General features: G+C 68.5%; 14 protein-coding genes, 1 tRNA gene and 1 pseudogene. 15 read left to right on the top strand and 1 reads right to left on the bottom strand.

From position 1 onward, the window contains the following. The 15 genes and pseudogenes from B1A78_RS14800 to B1A78_RS14730 form a co-directional block, all read left to right on the top strand. On the top strand, positions 1-1,595 hold a 1,595-nt coding region (locus B1A78_RS14800; RefSeq protein ID WP_077147697.1), incomplete at its 5' end, for a hypothetical protein. 13 nt (positions 1,596-1,608) lie between these two features. Then, positions 1,609-2,368 (top strand): annotated as a pseudogene (locus B1A78_RS23155) (XrtA/PEP-CTERM system-associated ATPase); the annotation flags it as partial. A 975-nt stretch (positions 2,369-3,343) separates the two neighbouring features. Beyond that, positions 3,344-4,207 carry an XrtA system polysaccharide deacetylase gene (locus tag B1A78_RS14790; protein WP_077147695.1) on the top strand — a complete coding sequence of 288 codons (864 nt, stop codon included), beginning with the start codon at positions 3,344-3,346 and terminating at the stop codon, positions 4,205-4,207. Continuing rightward, a complete protein-coding gene (locus tag B1A78_RS14785; protein ID WP_077147700.1) occupies positions 4,204-5,247 on the top strand; it encodes a FemAB family XrtA/PEP-CTERM system-associated protein in 1,044 nt (347 codons plus the stop codon). Before B1A78_RS14790 ends, B1A78_RS14785 begins: the two co-directional genes overlap by 4 nt. Further along, positions 5,247-6,452: a TIGR03087 family PEP-CTERM/XrtA system glycosyltransferase gene (locus tag B1A78_RS14780; RefSeq protein WP_077147694.1), complete on the top strand. Its 1,206-nt coding sequence runs from the start codon at positions 5,247-5,249 to the stop codon at positions 6,450-6,452. The genes B1A78_RS14785 and B1A78_RS14780 overlap by 1 nt, the downstream gene beginning before the upstream one ends. After that, the gene (locus B1A78_RS14775; protein ID WP_077147693.1) at positions 6,449-7,966 is read left to right on the top strand and encodes an EpsI domain-containing exosortase; all 1,518 of its coding nucleotides are present in this window, start codon (positions 6,449-6,451) and stop codon (positions 7,964-7,966) included. Before B1A78_RS14780 ends, B1A78_RS14775 begins: the two co-directional genes overlap by 4 nt. Positions 7,967-7,979: 13 nt before the next feature. After that, positions 7,980-9,875: an XrtA/PEP-CTERM system amidotransferase gene (locus B1A78_RS14770; protein WP_077147692.1), complete on the top strand. Its 1,896-nt coding sequence runs from the start codon at positions 7,980-7,982 to the stop codon at positions 9,873-9,875. Between the two features lie 50 nt (positions 9,876-9,925). Beyond that, the gene (locus tag B1A78_RS14765; protein WP_077147691.1) at positions 9,926-11,131 is read left to right on the top strand and encodes a GNAT family N-acetyltransferase; all 1,206 of its coding nucleotides are present in this window, start codon (positions 9,926-9,928) and stop codon (positions 11,129-11,131) included. Then, positions 11,128-11,994: a cupin-like domain-containing protein gene (locus tag B1A78_RS14760; RefSeq protein WP_077147690.1), complete on the top strand. Its 867-nt coding sequence runs from the start codon at positions 11,128-11,130 to the stop codon at positions 11,992-11,994. The genes B1A78_RS14765 and B1A78_RS14760 overlap by 4 nt, the downstream gene beginning before the upstream one ends. Before the next feature lie 58 nt (positions 11,995-12,052). After that, a complete protein-coding gene (locus tag B1A78_RS14755) occupies positions 12,053-13,999 on the top strand; it encodes a S9 family peptidase (RefSeq protein ID WP_144037850.1) in 1,947 nt (648 codons plus the stop codon). 72 nt (positions 14,000-14,071) lie between these two features. Further along, positions 14,072-14,290, top strand: a complete 219-nt coding sequence (gene infA, locus B1A78_RS14750; protein WP_010162480.1) for a translation initiation factor IF-1 — start codon at positions 14,072-14,074, stop codon at positions 14,288-14,290. Between the two features lie 8 nt (positions 14,291-14,298). Continuing rightward, complete coding sequence (locus tag B1A78_RS14745) at positions 14,299-14,877, top strand: nucleoside triphosphate pyrophosphatase (protein WP_256838466.1); 579 nt, start codon at positions 14,299-14,301, stop codon at positions 14,875-14,877. Continuing rightward, positions 14,870-15,844 (top strand): ribonuclease, encoded by a 975-nt coding sequence (locus B1A78_RS14740; protein WP_077147689.1) that lies wholly within the window; start codon positions 14,870-14,872, stop codon positions 15,842-15,844. The genes B1A78_RS14745 and B1A78_RS14740 overlap by 8 nt, the downstream gene beginning before the upstream one ends. After that, positions 15,834-16,028: a DNA gyrase inhibitor YacG gene (locus tag B1A78_RS14735; RefSeq protein ID WP_077147688.1), complete on the top strand. Its 195-nt coding sequence runs from the start codon at positions 15,834-15,836 to the stop codon at positions 16,026-16,028. Before B1A78_RS14740 ends, B1A78_RS14735 begins: the two co-directional genes overlap by 11 nt. Before the next feature lie 95 nt (positions 16,029-16,123). After that, positions 16,124-16,199: transfer RNA gene (locus B1A78_RS14730), tRNA-Phe, on the top strand. A gap of 24 nt (positions 16,200-16,223) precedes the next feature. On the opposite strand, the gene B1A78_RS14725 is transcribed toward B1A78_RS14730, so the two are convergent. After that, positions 16,224-16,877 (bottom strand): tetratricopeptide repeat protein (locus B1A78_RS14725; protein ID WP_144037849.1); only part of this gene is annotated, 654 nt, incomplete at its 5' end.

The raw sequence follows: 16,877 nt of genomic DNA, 5'->3' as shown, positions 1-16,877 counted from the left end.
CCGCGCCGGCTCCCGCCGCGAGCGAAAGCGGCAAGCGCGACGAGCGCGGCCAGAAGCGCAGCAAGCGCAGCGTCGAGGTCACCCCCTATCTCGAGGTCGGGCAGGTGCTGCAGGCCGACCTGAAAAATGGCGGCGATGTGCTGACCTATACGACGCTCGCCGCCGGGGTCGACGCGGTCGTCGCGACGCGCCGCGCCGAACTCGCCGCGACGCTGCGATACGAATATCGCATCGGCGAAGCGGGCGGCATCGGCGATTCGGACACGATCAGCGGGCTGCTGCGCGGCCGCTACGAACTCGCGCGCGGGCTGAACCTCGAAGCGGGGGCGCTCGCGACGCGCAGCCGCGCCGACGGTCAGGGCGCCGACGAAACGATCTTCGTCGGCAACGGCTCGAACGTCGCCGACGTCTATTCGATCTATGCCGGACCGACCTTTGCGCGCCGCATCGGCGGGCTCGACGTCGGGGCGGGCTATCGCTTCGGCTATAACAAGGTCTCGGTCGAAAGCCCGGCGATCGTCGCCCCCGGTTCGGTGAGCCAGGATATTTTCGACAGCTCGACCAACCATGTCGCGTGGGGCAGCATCGGCCAGCGGCCGGGCGACCTTCCGTTCGGCTGGCAGGTGTCGGGCGGCTACGAGCGCGAGGACGCGACCCAGCTCGACCAGCGTTATGACGGCAAGTTCGCGCGCGCCGACGTGACGGTCCCGATCGGCCCGACCGTCGCGCTGCTCGGCGGCGTCGGTTATGAGGATATCGAGATCAGCCAGCGCGACCCCGTGGTCGACGCGAACGGGGTGCCGGTGCGCGATGCCAATGGCCGCTACATCACCGACCCCGCCAGCCCGCGCCAGCTGTCGTTCGACACCGACGGGCTGATCTGGGACGCCGGGGTGATGTGGCAGCCGAGCCGCCGCACGTCGCTGACGGCCAAGGTCGGGCGCCGCTATGGCGACACCATCTACACCGGCAGCTTCTATTACCGCCCGGGCCATGCGACGCAGATCCAGGTCGGCGTCTATGACGGCATTTCGAGCTTCGGGCGCGGGCTGTCGTCGGGGCTTGCCGGCCTGCCGACGCAGTTCGACCCGACGCGCAACCCGATCGACGGCGATCCCGACCTGTGCCAGTTCGGCGCGCAGGGCGGCGGCTGCCTCAACAATGCGCTGTCGAACGCGACCGGCGCCCAGTTCCGCAGCCGCGGCATCCAAGGTATCTTCACCAGCCGCGCCGGCGCGTGGAGCTATGGTTTCGGCGCCGGCTACGACCGCCGCCGCCTGCTCGTGCCCGCGCTGTCCGAAATCGCCGAGCTCAACGGCGTGACCGACGAGAATTATTATCTCTTCGCCTCGATCGGGCGCCAGATCGGCCGCGATGCCGACCTGTCGTTCAGCGCCTTCTACAATTATTTCGACAATGGCTCGCCGGGCGCGACCGACGTCCAATCCTATGGCGCGTCGGTGGTCTATTCGCAGCGCCTGTGGCGCGGCCTGACCGGCAGCGCGGCGGGTGCGATCACCGGCTTCGACCAGGACGGGTTCAACAGCCAGCTCGTGGCATCGGCGCTGTTCGGCCTGCGCTATAATTTCCGGTAACGGGGAAGATAAAATGTACGATCAATTTTATGGCTTTACGGGGCGTCCCTTCCAGCTCACGCCCGACCCGAGCTTCTATTTCGAGAGCGGCACGCACCGCAAGGCGATGTCCTATCTGGGTTACGGCCTCGCGCAGGGCGAGGGCTTCATCGTCATCACCGGCGACGTCGGCGCGGGCAAGACGACGCTGGTCGGCCATCTGATGAACACGATCGACCCCAATCGCCTGACCGCGGTGAAACTCGTCTCGACGCAGGTCGAAGGCGATGACCTGCTGCGCCTCGTTGCCGAACAATTCGGGCTCGACTGGGAAGGCGAGAGCAAGGCCGAACTGCTGCGCACGATGGAGCAGTATCTGCGCGAACAGGCGCGCGCCGGCCGCCGCACGCTGCTGATCGTCGACGAGGGGCAGAATCTTGCGATCTCGGCGCTCGAAGAATTGCGCATGCTGTCGAACTTCCAGCTCGGCGGCCATTCGCTGCTGCAGATCTTCCTGCTCGGCCAGCCCGAGTTCCGCCAGACCCTGTTCCACTCGCCGCAGCTCGAACAGCTGCGCCAGCGCGTGATCGCGACGCACCACCTCGACCCGATGGAGCCCGAGGAGGTCGAACCCTATATCCTCCACCGCCTCGGCAAGGTGGGCTGGACCGGCAACCCCAGCTTCAGCCCCGACGCCTTCGAGGAAATCTTCGATTATAGCGAAGGCGTGCCGCGCAAGCTGAACGTGCTCGTCAGCCGCATCCTGCTGTTCGGCGCGGTCGAGCAGCAGCATCGCATCACCGCGCAGCATGTCCGCGACGTCGTGGCCGAGATCGAGGCCGATCGCGGCATCGACGCCCGGACGCTCGTCCAGCCGGCGCCCGAACCTGCCGCTTTCGCGCCGGCGCCCGCCCCGGTGGCATCGCTTGCGGACATCGGGGCCCCGGCACCGAAGCCCGAACCGCTTTGGCCCGAAGCCGAGCCCGACGCCGAGCACAACGAGGCGCCGTTCGAACTGGTCGAAGCCTTTATCGAACCCGAAGCCGAACCCGAAGTCGTTGCTGAGCCCGAGCCCGAGCCGGTCGCCGCTTATGCCGCGCCCGAGGCCGAGACCGCGCCCTTCGCGGCGCCGGAGGCCGAAGAGGCGCTCGAATGGCCGGCCAATGTTGTCGCGCCCGAGCCTGAGGCCGAGGTCGCCGCAGCCGCGCCGCCACCCTTCGCGGCACCGGTCGAGCCGGCCCCGGGTCTCGAACGGCTGTCGATGCGCGCGGCGCTCGAAGAGGTCGATATCCTGCCGCCGTCGCACGCCGCGTCGAGCTTTGTCGAGGCGCGCTCGCTCGTTGCCGAACAGCACGGCCTCGCGCCCGCCGCGCCGGTCGAGGCCGCGCCGGTCGAGGCCGAAGCCGCCCCCGAAGGACGCCGCTTCACCATGCAGCCCGATCCCGATTTCGTGCCGGCCGCGCCCGAACCCGTCGCGGACGAAGCACCGGTTGAGGCCGAAATGCCGGTCGCGGTCGAAGCGCCGGCCGAAGCCGAACCCGAGGTCCCGACCGTCGTCCCGGTCGACGACGAGCATCTGGTCGCGCTCCAGCGCCAGATCGCCGGGCTTGAGGCGCGCATCGCCGATCAGGATGCCGCGTTGCGCCGCGTGCTTGATTTGTTGATCGATTGGGTCGAACGCGATCCGGCGAACGCGCCCGATCCGACGCAGACCTGGGCTGCCTGACGGCAGCCCGGTCGGCGCCCGGCCGGATCGATGAAGGTGAGCGATGATGCAGAACGGCCTGTCGGTCGATGTCGAGGACTGGTTCCAGGTCGGCGCATTTGAGCGCACGATCGACCGCGCCGACTGGCCGACGCTCGAATGCCGGGTCGAGGCGAATTGCGACGCGGTGCTGCAAATCTTTGCCGAGGCCGGAGTCACCGGCACCTTCTTCACGCTGGGCTGGGTCGCCGAACGCTATCCGGCGCTGATCCGCCGCATCGTCGCTGCGGGCCATGAACTCGCGAGCCATGGTTACGACCATGAGCGCGTGTTCGCGATGACCCCCGACGCCTTCGCCGCCGACCTCAGGAAGACGCAGGCGATCCTCGAGGACCTTGGCGGCGTCGCCGTGCGGGGTTATCGCGCACCGAGCTTCTCGGTCGACGAGCGCACCCCCTGGGCGCATGCGATCCTTGCCGAACAGGGCTATGCCTATTCGTCGAGCGTCGCCCCCGTCGTCCACGACCATTATGGCTGGCCCGCCAGCCCGCGCCACGCCTGGCGCCCCTTAGCGGGCAGCGACCTCGTCGAATGGCCGGTGACCACCGCGCGCTTCGCCGGGCGCACGCTCGCCGCCGGGGGTGGGGGCTTCATGCGCCTGCTCCCCTATGGCTTCACCCGCTGGGCGATCGCACGCATGAATGCCGAGGGGCATCCGGCGATCCTCTATTTCCACCCGTGGGAAATCGACCCCGGCCAGCCGCGTGTCGTCGACGCGCCGCTCAAGTCGAAGATCCGCCATTACAGCGGGCTGTCGGCGATGGCGGGCAAGCTGCGTAAATTGCTCGACGATTTCGAATGGACGCGCGCCGACGCGCTGCTCCCCGCGCAGAAGGGGCGCGCGGTGCCGTGGCAGCAGGCGGCATGAACGCGCCGTCGCATGATTTCGCGCCGCTGGGTGAAGCGGAGGCGTGGGACGCCTATGTCGCCGCGCATCCCGCCGCGACGCCCTTCCACAGCCGCGCCTGGTGCGAGGCGATCACCGCCGCCACAGGGCACAAGCATCACCTGATCGCGCAGCGCGATGCCGCAGGGCGCATCGTCGGCATCCTGCCGCTCCACCATGTCCGCTCGCCGCTGTTCGGGCAGGCGCTCGTCGCCAGCGGCTTCGCGGTCGGCGGCGGCATCCTTGCCGACAATGATGACATCGCGGCGGTCCTTGCCGACGCTGCCGTCGACCTTGCTGCTTCGCTCGGCGTGCCGTCGATCGAATTACGCGGCGGTTGTCTGCCCGAGGGCTGGCCTGTCGAGGAAGGCGTCTATGCCGGCTTCGCGCGCGACCTCGCCGCCGACGAAGAGGCCGAACTGCTCGCCATCCCGCGCAAGCAGCGCGCCGAGGTCCGCAAGGCGTTGGCGAGCGACCTGACCGTCACCACCGGCCGCGATGCCGCGCACCGCGCCGACCATTATCGTGTTTATGCGACCAGCGTCCGCAATCTCGGCACCCCGGTCTTTCCCAAGGCCTTGTTCGCTTGCGTCCTCGATGCCTTTGGCGAGCAGGCCGACATATTGACTGTCCGCAGCGGCGGCGAAGCGGTGGCGAGCGTGCTCAGCCTTTATTGGCGCGGCACCGTGATGCCCTATTGGGGCGGCGGCCTCGCCGCGGCGCGCGGCCTGCGCGCCAACGAACTGATGTACTTCGCGCTGATGAACCATGCGCGGTCGAAGGGCTGCACGCGCTTCGACTTCGGCCGCTCGAAACTCGGCACCGGGCCGTACAGCTACAAGAAGAATTGGGGTTTCGAGGCCGAGCCGCTGGCTTACGCCCGCTGGCTCGCTGCGGGCGAAGCCCCGCGCGACACCAACCCGACGAGCGCCAAATATCGGCTGCAGGTCGACCTCTGGAAAAAGCTGCCGCTCTGGGCCGCGAACCGCATCGGACCGCTGATCGCGCGCGGGCTCGGCTAATGGCCGAAATCCTGTTCCTCGTCCACCGCGCGCCCTGGCCCCCCGACCGTGGCGACCGCATCCGCAGCTGGCACATCTTCGAGGCGCTGGCGAAGCTCGCTCCCGTCCATGTCGCCGCGCTCGCCGACAATGAAGCCGAGGCCGAGGTCGCGCGCGCGAAGATGGCGCCGCTCTGCGCGAGCCTCGCCATCGAGGTCCGCAGTGTCTCGCGCCCGGTGGCGCTCGCGCAGGCGGTGCTGGGCGGCGAGCCGGTGTCGAACCGGCTGTTTCGCAGCGCCGCGCTCGCCCGCCATGTTCAGGGCCTGCTCGCACAGGGCAAGATCACCCATATCGTCGCCTTTTCGGGCCAGATGGCGCAATATCTGCCGACCAACTTCGATGGCCCCGTGCTGATGGATTTCGTTGACGTCGATTCGGCCAAATTCGCCACCTACGCAACGCAGGACAAGCGCCAGCCGCTCCACTGGGTGCACAAGCGTGAGGCCGAACGGCTTGGCGCCTATGAGGCCGAGGTCGCGCAACGGGTCGACGCCAGCCTGTTCGTCAGCGCCGCCGAAGCCGCGCTGTTTCGCGGCCGTAGCGGGATCGCCGGCGACCGCGTGAAGGCGGTCGAAAACGGCATCGACACCGATAAATTCGACCCCGCGCTGCCGCACGACGTGGTGGGGCAGGGCGAAGGACCGCTCGCGGTTTTCACCGGCCAGATGGATTATCGCCCCAATATCGACGCGGTGCGCTGGTTCGCGGCCGATATCCTGCCGCTCATCCGTCAGCGCCACCCGGCGGCGCGTTTTGCGATCGTCGGCCGCGCGCCGACCGACGAAGTGAAGGCGCTGGCCGCGCTGCCCGGGGTCATCGTCACCGGTGAGGTTCCCGACGTCCGGCCGTGGCTCGCCGCCGCCGATGCGGTCGTCGCGCCGCTGCTGCTCGCGCGCGGCATCCAGAACAAGTTGCTCGAAGCGATGGCGATGGCGCGGCCCGTCGTCGCCAGCGCCGCCGCCGCCGAAGGGATCGACGCGGTGCCCGGCGAGCATCTGCGCGTGGCCGACGATGCGGCCGCCTTTGCTACGGCGGTCGGCGCGATATTCGACAATCCATGGGCCGCCGCCGCGATGGGACAGGCGGCGCGCGGGCGGATGATCGCGCGCTATGGCTGGGACGCGCGGCTCGCGCCGCTCGGGCAGTTGCTGGGGCTGGCGGCATGAGCGCGTCGACGCTGAAGCTGACCCGGCCGGGGAGCTGGACGCGCTGGCAGGCGCACCTCGCCGCGCTTGCGGCGCTGTCGGCGGCGATCCTCGCGCTTTTCCACCGTGACGCCGCCGATATGGCGGGCATCTGGTGGCATAGTTCGACCTTTACCCATTGCCTGCTGATGGTGCCTATGATCGGCTGGCTGGTCGCGCAGCGCACGAAGCTGCTGCGCCCGCTGACGCCGGTGTTCTGGTGGCCCGCGCTCGTCTGGATGGCGGGGGCGGGGATCGTCTGGCTCGTCGGCGAAGCCGCCGGGGTCGGGCTGTTCCGCCAGCTCGGGCTCGTCCTGATGCTGCAGGGCGCGGTCGCCGCGACGCTCGGCGAGAGGCTGGTGCGCGGGCTGCTCTTCCCGCTCGCCTATGCGCTGCTGCTCGTGCCCTTTGGCGAGGAACTGGTGCCTTTGCTCCAGACGCTTACGGCGCATATCAGCATCGTCCTGCTCCACCTCGCCGGGCTCGGCGCGCATATGGAGGGGGTGTTCATCACCACCCGCGCCGGTTTCTTCGAGGTGGCCGAGGAATGTTCGGGGGTGAGCTTCCTGATCGCGATGCTCGCTTACTCGACCTTCGCCGCGCATCTCTGCTTCAAGAGCTGGACGCGGCGCATCGTCTTCGTCGCCGGCGCGCTCGCGACGACGATCCTCGCCAACGCGCTGCGCGCGTGGGGCACGATGGTCGCTGCCGACATCTGGGGGATCGAGGCGGCGGGCGGCATCGACCATATCTTCTATGGCTGGATATTCTTCGGGGTCGTGATCGCGCTGGTGATGCTCGTCGCGCGGCGCTGGTTCGACCGGCCGGCTGGCGATGCCGCGGTCGATGTCGCCGCGCTCGGCGGCACGCCGCGCTTCGCCGGCGCGGCCAAGGCGGTGCTGCCCGCCGCGCTCGCGATTCCGCTCGTTTTCGTCGGCTGGGCGGCGCTCGTCGGCGCGCGCGCTGCGCCGCTGCCCACCAAGATGGAAATTGCTGTCCCCGCCGGCTGGACCGAGACGATCGGCGACGGTATTTTCTGGGGGCCGCGCTTCGACGGCGCCGACCAGCTGTGGCTGCGCCATTTCGTTGACGCCAAGGGCCGCCGCGTCGCGGTCGCGCTCGGCGGTTACGAGCGCCAGGCCGAGGGGCGCGAAATCGTCGCGTTCGGGCAGGGCGCGGTCGATCCCGACAGCCAATGGGCGTGGAGCGCTGGCTTGCCTGCGATCGAGGGCGGCAAGACCGAACGGCTGCTCCACCCCGGCCCGGTGCTGCGCGATGTCGCGACCTTCTATGTCGTCGACGGCGCGGTGACGGGCAGTCCGCGCGCCGCCAAGCTCGCGGGATTGAAGGCGCGGCTCCTGGGCGGCGACCCGCGCGCGCTGACGCTGATCGTGTCGAGCGAAGTGGGACAGGGCGGCGCTTCCGCGATCACCGATTATCTTTCCGCGTCGGGCGGAGCGCAGGCAATGGCTGACCGCGCGCTCGAAACGCGTTAAGGACGGTCGCTATATGTGCGGGATCGCGGGCCTTTATCATCTGGACACGGCAAAGCCGGTCGATCCGGCACGGCTGCGTGCGATGCTCCATCCGATGAGCCACCGCGGCCCCGACGGCAGCGGCACCTGGACCGCGCCCGGCGTCGGCCTCGCGCATCTGCGCCTCTCGATCATCGACGTCGCGGGCAGTCCGCAACCGATGGCGTCCGACGACGAGACGGTGACGCTGACCTATAACGGCGAAATCTATAATTTTCGCGAGTTGCGCACCGAACTCGAGGAGCGCGGCCACCGCTTCCGGACCAGCGGCGATACCGAGGTGATCATTGCGGCCTGGCGCCAATGGGGCGTCGAATGCCTGTCGCGGCTCAACGGCATGTTCGCCTTCGCGCTCCACGATCACCGGCGCGGCTGCCTGTTCCTGGCGCGCGATCGGCTGGGGGTGAAACCGCTGCACCATGCGCGGCTGTCCGACGGCTCGATCGCCTTCGCATCGGAGCTAAAGGGGCTGCTCCGCCACCCGCTGCTGCGGCAGGAAGCGAATATCGCGGCGATCGAGGATTTCCTCGCGCTGGGCTATGTCCCCGACGACAATTGCATCGTCGCAGGCGTGCAGAAATTGCCCGCGGGCCATTATCTGCTGCTCGAACGCGGCAAGCCGGTGCCCGCGCCGACGCGCTGGTGGGCGCCCGATTTTTCGAAACGCGTCCGTGCGAGCGAGGGCGAGGCCGCCGAGCATCTCGTCCATCTGATGCGCGCCGCGGTGACCGACCGCATGGTCTCCGACGTGCCGCTCGGCGCCTTTCTTTCGGGCGGGGTCGATTCGAGCGCGGTCGTCGCGCTGATGGCCGAGGCGAGCCCCAAGGCGGTCAAGACCTGCACGATCGGTTTCGACCAGGCCGCGCTCGACGAGACGGCCTATGCGCAAGCGATCGCCGAACGCTTCGCGACCGATCACCGGACGCGGACGGTGGCGGCAAGCGATTTTGCGCTGATCGACACGGTCGCCGACATGTTCGACGAACCCTTTGCCGACGCGAGCGCACTGCCGACCTATCGCGTCTGCGAACTCGCGCGCGAAGAGGTCACGGTGGCGCTGTCGGGCGACGGTGCCGACGAGGCGTTTGCCGGATACCGCCGCCTCGTCTTCCAGCATCAGGAAGAGCGGCTGCGCGGGCTGATCCCCGGCGTGCTGCGCCGGAATGTGCTCGGCCCGCTGGCGAAGGTCTGGCCGCAGATGGACTGGGCGCCGCGCCCGCTGCGCGCGCGCGCGACGCTCGCCAGCCTGTCGAAGAGCGGGGCCGAGGGCTATGCCGAAGCGGTCGGGGTCACCGGCCCCGGCCAGCGCGCGCGGCTGTTCAACGACGCCGCGAAGAATGCGCTCGGCGATCATGTCGCCGAGGCGCGCTATTGGCAGGCGATGGCCGAGGCACCGGCGCGCGAGCCGCTTGACCGCGCGCAATATGCCGACCTGATGATCTGGCTGCCCGGCGACATCCTGACCAAGACCGACCGGATGAGCATGGCGGTGAGCCTCGAGGCGCGCGAGCCTTTGCTCGACTATCGCCTCGTCGAATTTGCCGCGAGCCTGCCCGCGTCGATGCGCGTCAAGGGCGGGACGGGCAAGGCGATCATGAAGCAGGCGATGGAACGCTATCTGCCGCACGACATCCTCTATCGGCCGAAGATGGGGTTCGTGACGCCGGTATCGCACTGGTTTCGCGGGCCGCTGGTCGAGCAGGCGAAGGCGCTCGCGCACTCGTCGACGCTTGCCCGGTCGGGCTGGTTCGACATGGCCGAGATCGAACGCATCGTCTCGGCGCACCAGAGCGGCCGCCGCGACCATGGGCGGCTGATCTGGCAATTCTTCATGCTCGAGAAGTCGCTGGCGAAGCTGTTCGGGATTTGAGGGGCGCCGTCGCCACCTCATCTTAACCCCTCGCTGCTAGCCTCGCCGCGATGACGGTTCATCCCGCCTTTCCCGCCGACGGCATTCCCGTGCCCGCCAGCGCGGCGCCGCTGACGGTGCGCGTCGTCGATCCGCTCGCGCTGTCGCCACCGCTCGCCGCGGCGTGGGACGCGGTGGCGCGGGAGGCGAGCGAGCCCAATCCCTTTGCCGAGCGCTGGTGCCTGCAATCGGCGCTGCATTTGCTCGACCCCGAGCGCCACACGCGTCTGGTGATGGTCCGCGACGGCGCCGACGGGCCGGTGATCGGCGTGATGCCGCTCGCCCCCGCGACGCGCTATGGCCGCCTGCCGCTGCGCCATGTCACCGGCTGGGCGCATCCCAATCATTTCCATGGCGCGCCGCTGGTGCGTGCGGGTTTCGAAAGCCTCTTCTGGTCGATCCTGCTCGGCTGGTGCGACGCGGCGCCTTGGGCAAAGACGCTGGTGCATGTGCCGCGGCTGACCGAGGACGAGCCGCTCCACCGCGCGCTGGTCGACGTCGCGCGGGTGCGCGGTGCGGAGGCCGAGACGGTCCACCGCGAAGAACGCGCGCTGCTTGAAAGCGACCTGTCGGCGGAGGATTATTGGGACGGCGCGGTGCGCGCGAAGAAGCGCAAGGAACATCGGCGGCAGGCGAACCGGCTTGCCGAACAGGGCGCGGTCGCCTTTCGCCGCTGGTCGGCGGACGAGCCGGTCGAACCCTGGATCGACGCGTTCCTCGACCTCGAGGCGCGCGGGTGGAAGGGGCGCGCCGGATCGGCGCTCGCCAGTCATGGCGAGACCGAGGCCTGGTTCCGCGCGACCCTCGCCGGGGCGGCAGCGGCGGGCAAGCTCGACATGCGCGCGCTCGACCTCGATGGCCGGCCGCTCGCGATGCTGATCAACTTCCTCTGCCCGCCCGGCGGCTTTTCGTTCAAGACCGCGTTCGACGAGGACTATGCGCGCTTCTCGCCCGGCGTGTTGCTGCAACAGGCGAATCTCGACCTGCTCGCCGACCCGCGGATCGACTGGGTCGACAGCTGCGCGGCGCCCGGCCACCCGATGATCGACAGCGTGTGGCGTGAGCGCCGCGCGCTCGCCTGGGTCAATGTGCCGCTCAGCGGCACAGGCGACCGCTTGCGCTTCTCCTTGCTCAGCCGGGCAGAGAAGGCGTGGCGGCGCTGGAAGCGCGCCGATGCGGCGCCCGTCGAATCTCCCGAAGACCAGGACCAGCCATGACCGCGCACCAGAAGATCGACACCCGCGTCTTTCCGGATGAAACGCTCGCGGCGATGGCGGAACTCTATCCGCAGCGGGCGGGGTTGCTGCACCACCGGCTGCCCGACCATCCGCTGCTGTCGATCGAGGCGCTGGCGCGGCTAGGCGAGGGGCTTCCCGCGGGGCAGGTCGAATATAATCCGGGCAATGTCCCGATCGGCATCCGGCCCGAGGATGTGCCGTCGAACGGGCTGTCGATCGGCGAGACGATCCGCACCATCGACAGCAACGGCAGCTGGGCGGTGCTCAAGAATATCGAGAGCGAAGGCCCGTATCGCGACCTGCTGATGCGCCTGCTCGGCGAACTCGAACCCGTGGTGACGCCGCGCACCGGCGCGATGCTGACGCCGCAGGGTTTCATCTTCATCTCGTCGCCGGGATCGATCACGCCGTTCCACTTCGATCCCGAGCATAATATCCTGCTGCAATTGCGCGGGACGAAGGTGATGAACGTCTGGCCCGCGGGCGACGAGCGCTTCGCGCACCGCCGCGAGCACGAACGCTATCACACCGGCGGGCACCGCAACCTGCCGTGGGAAGAGACTTACGAAGGTGGCCAGCAAGCCGTCCCGCTCGCCCCCGGCGACGCGGTGCTGATGCCCGTCATGGCGCCGCATTATGTCGCCAATGGCGATGCGCCGTCGATCTCGTTGTCGATCACCTGGCGCAGCGAATGGAGCTATCGCGAATCCGAGGCGCACGCCGCCAATGCCGCGCTGCGCCGCATGGGACTCGACCCCGCGATGCCGCCGCGCTGGCCGAGCTATGCCTGGGCCAAGACCGTGGGGTGGCGCATCGCGCGCAAGCTGCGGATGGTCGAGTGACGATCCGGTTGATTTGATTTTCCTGCCGCTTATCAGGGATGTTCAACCGGGGGCGGGAATGATCAGGCAGACATTATCGGGGGTATTGGCGCTGATGCTGGCGGGCGCGGCCTTGCCCGTCGCAGCGAATGAGGGCGCGGGGACGGCCAGCGCGCGCCCGGCGCGGATTTCGACCGAGGCGCTGGCCCGCCTGCCCGAATTTTCGGACGCAAAGCTGTCGCCCGACGGCCTGCGCATATTGTTTCGCAGCCGATCGGGCGGGATCGAGCATGTCGCCTATCGCGACGTCGCGGGGGGCAAGACGTCGGGGTTCGCGCTGCCCGAACAGGTCGATCTTAACTGGAGCCGCTGGGCGGGCAACGGCCGCATCCTGGTCAGCGTCGGACGCAGCACGCTGTTCATGGGGGTGGAGGCGTATAAGTCGATCCTGCTGCTGCACGATATTACGACCGGTGCCACGACCATTGTCTCGCGCGAGGGGCAGGGGTTGGAAGGCGACGATATCCTGTTCGTCGATCCCGACGGCGCCTATCTGCTGCTGTCGATTCAGCGCACCATCTATGACTATCCCTCGGTGTTCCGCGTTTCGTTGCCCGACGGCAAGATGTCGGAAATCGTGCGCCCGCGCCAACCCGTATGGGAATGGTATGCCGATGATGCGGGGATCGTCCGCGCCGGCGTCGGTTGGGAAGGGCGCAAGCTGCGCTATTATTACCGCAAGGCCGAGGAAGAGGATTTCAAGCTGATCGGCGCGGTTCGCCCCGACGACAAGGAGGCGTTTTTCGACATCGCCAAGGTCGTCACCGGTTCCGACGACGGCTATGTGCTCAGCGACGAAAAGACGGGACGGCAGGCGCTCTACAAATTCAACTATCGCACGCGCGAGATCGGCGAGCTCGTCTATGGCAGCGACCAATATGACATCGACGATTATTGGCTGACCGCCGATGGCAAGACGTTGGAGGGCGTGTCCTTTACCGACGACCGCGACCGCGTCGAATGGTTCGACGCCGATTCGAAAAAGCTGCAGGCGCAAATCGACCGCGCGGTGCCCGACCTTCAGGCGTGGGTGACGTCGCGCAGCCGCGACGGCAATCGCCTGCTCATCCTCGGCACCGCGCCCGACGATCCCGGCGTCTATTATCTGCTCGATCGCAAGACGCGCGAAATGGCGATCGTCGCCGCGCTGCTCCAGTCGCTGCCGCCCGAGACGCTCGCGGTGACCAAGGCGGTGCGATACAAGGCGCGCGACGGCAAGGAAATCCCGGCCTATCTGACCTTGCCCAAGGGGCGCGAGGCGAAGGACCTGCCGCTGATCCTCTATCCGCACGGCGGCCCCTATGGCGTGCGAGACAAGCTGGAATATGATCCGCAGGTCCAGTTGCTGGCCAACCGCGGCTATGCTGTGCTGCAACCCAATTATCGCGGATCGGGCGGCTATGGCACCGAATATGGCGATGCCGGAATCGGCCAGATCGGGCGCGCGATGCAGGACGACCTCGACGACGGCATGGACTGGCTGGTCGAACAGGGTGTCGCCGACAAGGGGCGCGTATGCGTTGTCGGCGCCTCCTATGGCGGCTATGCCGCGCTGTGGGCGGCGATCCGCAACCCTGAACGCTATCGCTGCGCGGCGAGCTTTGCCGGGGTCGCCGACTGGGCGGCGATGCTGAAATATGACCGGCGTTTCTTCACCAAGAAGGCCGGGGCCAGTTGGGCGGCGCGATTGACCGGCGAGGGCGAGCTCGACCTGACGACGGTGTCGCCGACGCCGCAGGCGGCGCGGCTGACGCGCCCGGTGCTGATTGCGCATGGCGAGGACGACAGCAATGTCCCGATCAGCCAGTCGAAGAAACTGGTCGCGGCGCTCAAGAAGGCGGGCAAGAGCGATTTCGAATATGTCGCGTACAAGGGCGAGGGGCATGGCTTTTCCGACCCGGCGAACCAGAAGGACTGGTTCGACCGGCTCGATGCCTTCCTTGCGAAGCATAATCCGGCGGGGTGACAGATTGCTTCCCATCGGCCCCTTTTGCCGCTATGGGCGCGCATCCTGTTTTTTCGAGACCCTTGAGGATTGATGGCGAAAGAAGAACTTCTGGAAATGCGCGGCCAGGTGGTCGAACTGCTTCCCAACGCGATGTTTCGCGTCAAACTGGAAAATGACCACGAGATTCTGGGCCACACGGCCGGCAAGATGCGCAAGAATCGCATCCGCGTTCTCGTCGGCGACGAAGTGCTCGTCGAACTGACACCCTATGACCTGACCAAGGGTCGGATCACCTATCGCTTCAAGTGAGCGGAGCGGTGGATGCTCCTGCGCTGGTGCTGGCTTCTACGTCGCCGCGCCGGCTGGAACTGCTCGCGCGCATCGGCCTGACGCCGGCGCGCATCGCGGCACCCGAAATCGATGAAACGCCGTTGAAGGCCGAATTGCCGCGCGCCTATGTCGCGCGGCTCGCCGAGGGCAAGGCTCTTGCGGTCGCGCGCGCGGCGAACGAGGTCGTGCTCGCGGGCGACACCACGGTCGCGGTCGGGCGCCGCATCCTCGAAAAGCCGGTCGACGAGGCCGATCTGCGCCGCATGCTCGCCCTGCTGTCGGGGCGGCGGCACCATGTCTATTCGGGCGTCTGCGTCGTCGGCGCCGACGGCAAGCCGCGCGTCCGGGTCGCCGACACCATCGTCGCCTTCAAGGTGCTGAGCGCCGCCGAGGTCGACTGGTATGTCGCCAGCGGCGAAGGCATGGGCAAGGCGGGCGGCTATGCAATCCAGGGCAAGGCCGAAAGCTTCGTGCGCTTCCTGTCGGGCAGCCATTCGAACGTCGTCGGGCTGCCGCTGTTCGAGACGCGCACCTTGTTGAGCAGCGCGGGCGTGCCGCTTGGCTGAGTGGCTCTATGAGGCCGGGATCGGCGAAGCGCGCGCGGCGCTGGTCGAGGACGGCGAAATCGTCGAGGCGCGCATCGAACGCGAGGGCGACGGGCCGCGCGTCGGCGCCGTCGTCGCTGCGCGGCTCGTCGAGCCCGGCAAGCTGATCCTCAATGTGCCCGGTGCGCCGCCCGCGACGGTGACCGGTCTCGCCCGCTCGGTCGCGCTGGGCGCGACATTGACCGTCGAGATCACCCGCATGGCGCTGCGCGAGCGCGGCCGCGACAAGCCGGCGCGGGCGCGGCTCGCCGAGGAAGGGGCGGCGCTCGACGACGGACCCGATCTGCGCGCGCGCATCGCCGCAAGCGGTATCGCGGTCGTTGATCTGCACCCGACGGGCCCCGATCGTCTCGAAGCGGCGGGCTGGTCCGAACTGATCGACCATGTCCGCACCGGCCGCTGGGCCTTCGCCGGCGGCGAATTATGGGTCGATGCGACGCCCGCGATGCTGCTGATCGATATCGATGGCGAGGGCGACGCGCTGGCGCTGGCCAAGGCTGGCGCGCGCGCCGCGGTGCATGTCATCCGCTGCTGCGACGTCGGCGGCTCGATCGGGATCGATTTCCCGTCGCTGCCCGGCCGTGCCGAGCGGCTGGCGGTCGACGCGCTAGTCGACGAACATCTGCCGCAGCCGTTCGAGCGCACCGGCACCAACGGATTCGGCCTGATGCAGATCATCCGCCGCCGCGAGCGGCCGTCGCTGATCGAGCAGATTCGCTTCGATCCGGTCGCGACCGATGCCGCGCTGCTGTTGCGGCAGGCCGAGCGGTCGGTCGGCACGGGGGCACTGACGCTGGCCGCGCGGCCGGCGGTCGCCGAACATATAGCGGCACGCCCGGACTGGACCGACAGGCTGCAGGCGCGTACCGGACGCGCGGTCGACATCGCCGCCGACGCCGGCATCAAGGGAGCGGGCCATGCCCAGTAAATCCGCCGCAAAACCGCGTGCCTGCCCCCTGTGCGGCAATCCGCGCGACGAGGCCTTCAAGCCCTTTTGCAGCCGGGGGTGCCGCGACCGCGACCTGCTCGGCTGGTTCGGCGAGAGCTATCGCGTGCCGATCGACCAGCCCGCCGACGGCACCGCCGACAGCGATAATTTCACCGACGAATAGCGCGGCGAAAAGGCGCAACAAAGGTGCTGGACAGGACGCGATGCCCTGCCTATAGCCGCCGCTCGCCAGCGGGCCGGTCGGTCCGCCAAGGCCGTGCCTGGGTAGCTCAGTTGGTAGAGCATGCGACTGAAAATCGCAGTGTCGGCGGTTCGATCCCGTCCCCAGGCACCACTTACTTCGACATGACCGCAGGCCCTAGGGCACCACCGTTTCGTAGCGGCGGTCGAGTTCGACCGCGCGCCGTTCGTCGGCGCGGGCGCGATCGGGGTCGCCCGTCTTTCGCAACACCAGGCTGCGCAGATAGAAGCCGCGCGCTTCGGCCGGGGCGTATCGCACGGCCCGGTCGAGGTCGGCGAGCGCGCGGTCGAGATCGCCCTTGCGTTCATAGACCAGCCCGCGGTTGAGATAGGCGACGGCGAGTTGCGGGGCGACGGCGATGGCCTGGTCGAATGCGGTCAATGCCGCGTCGGCATCGCCCCGCCAGGCCTTTTGCAGGCCGTCGGCGAGATAGGTCTGCGCGCGTTCGCGGGTCTTGCGGTTCCCCGTCGTCGCCAGCCGCGTGCAGCGCGACAGGCTCTGGCTCGGATCGTTGACGGTGCAGGCGTTCCAGTCGCCGCGCGCGGCGCGCTTCGGCGCCGCCCGCGCGGCCCCGGTCACGATGATTTCGCTGCTGTTGTCGCGCGCGCGGTCCGCTGCGGCGGGGGCGGTGGTCACGGTGATGGGGGTGTCGGCGATTTGCGATTCGCGGCGCCGTGCTGAAACGACGATGGCGCTGTCGGCGTCATCGCTTCGCTTCGTCGTCGCTCCGGCGGCGCGCGCTTCGGTCTGCGCGATCGCTCGCGGTGGCGG

The sequence above is a fragment of the Sphingopyxis sp. KK2 genome, assembly GCF_001990265.1.
Classification (GTDB): domain Bacteria; phylum Pseudomonadota; class Alphaproteobacteria; order Sphingomonadales; family Sphingomonadaceae; genus Sphingopyxis.
Note: the sequence above shows the minus strand (reverse complement) of the source record. Positions and strands in the feature narration are given on the sequence as shown.